This window comes from Candidatus Streptomyces philanthi, from assembly GCF_059553635.1.
Genome location: NZ_JCANQV010000587.1, coordinates 1 through 1546 on the forward strand (window position 1 = coordinate 1; position 1546 = coordinate 1546).

Annotated in this window: 1 protein-coding gene; it reads right to left on the reverse strand. The window is 70.0% G+C overall.

Annotated features, from left to right (window positions below):
- Nucleotides 1-66: 66 nt before the first annotated feature.
- Nucleotides 67-1284 (reverse strand): IS110 family RNA-guided transposase, encoded by a 1218-nt coding sequence (locus AC51EU_RS30440; RefSeq protein WP_496270317.1) that lies wholly within the window; start codon nt 1282-1284, stop codon nt 67-69.
- Nucleotides 1285-1546 lie beyond the last annotated feature (262 nt).

Below are 1546 nucleotides of genomic sequence, written 5' to 3' on the forward strand. Positions count from 1 at the left end.
GGGGGTGCCTCTATGTCTTTCGTCAAGGCGCCCAGGGTTGTTTTGGGGTGGTGTGGCTTGTTGGGGTCATGCGGCGAGCTCGACGTCCTTGGGGACGCGGGGTTCGTAGAAGGTGCCGTCGCGGAGCATGGCGAACAGGACGCTGATGCGTTGGCGGGCGAGGCGGAGGAGGGCCTGGGTATGGGTTTTGCCGCGGGCTCGCTGGCGGTCGTAGTAGGTGCGGGAGGCGGGGTCGGCGTTCATGCAGGCGAAGGCCGAGAGGAACATGGCCCGTTTGAGCTGCCGGTTTCCGCCTCGGGGTGCGTGTTCGCCGTGGATCGAGGTCCCGGACGACTTCGTGGCCGGGGCCAGGCCGGCGTAGGAGGCGAGGTGGGCGGCGGTGGGGAAGCTGGTTGCGTCGCCGACGGTGACCAGCAGGACTGCGGCGGTCCTGACGCCGACGCCGGGCATCGACGTCAGGACCGGGGAAAGAGGGTGGGCCTCCAGCAGGGCGCTGATCTGGGCTTCCAGGGCCCGGCGCTGGGTGTGGACGGCGGCCAGAGAGGCCGCCAGGGAGGGCACGACGATGTCGAGGGTGCCGGTTCCGGGGACGACTACGGTCTGTTCGTCGAGTGCGTCGAAGACGTCGTCGATCAGCCGCTGGGCCATGCGCGGCGCTTTCGGGCGGATCACCTCCACGAGCCTGCGGCGGCCGGCCTTGCGCAGGGCGGCCGGGGATCCGTGGCGTTCGAGGAGCCAGGTGACGGCCTGGTGGTCGAGGCGGGGTCCGAGGACGCGTTCCAGACTGGGGTGGAACTGGGTGAGCAGGCCGCGTATCCGGTTGGAGGTGCGGGTGGCCTCGGCCGCGAGGTCCTGGTCGAAGCCGACGAGCACGGTCAGTTCGGCGGTGATCTCGTCGGTCAGTTCCAGCGAGCGCAGGGTGTGGGGCATGGTGCGGGCGGCGTCCGCGATCACGGCGGCGTCCTTGGCGTCGGTCTTCGCCTCACCTGGGTAGAGGTCGGCGATCCGGCGCATGGCCAGGCCGGGCAGGTAGGCGACCTTGCAGCCCGCGTCGCGGGCGACGGTGAGCGGGAGGGCGCCGATGGAGGCGGGCTGGTCCACGATCACCAGAACGCTGCCGAACTTGGCGGCCAGCTTGTCGAACACGGCCCGCAGCTTCGGCTCGCTGTTGGGCAGCTGCTTGTCGAAGACCTTCTTCCCGGCCGGGGTCAGCCCGTGGCCGTGATGAGCGGTCTTGCCGACGTCCAGACCGAGGAACACGCCCACGTCGCCGGTGTCGAACACTGTGTCTCCACTCCTTCGGTGCGGCTCTGGCCTTGGCATCGGTGTCGTACTCGCGCATCCACGTTATGCAGACCTGCCGCCCGCGAGCGGCCGGGCGTTGCGCCCGGCCAGGCGGTGGTCGGACCTCTCATCAGCGTCTCCGACGGCACCCCTCGGGCCCGGTGACACCACCCCCCAGGTCATGCCTTCGACAGGGGGACACAGTCATGCCGGACCCGGAGGCCAGCGGCCCCATTGCAGGACCGCGAAGAACATAACGGGG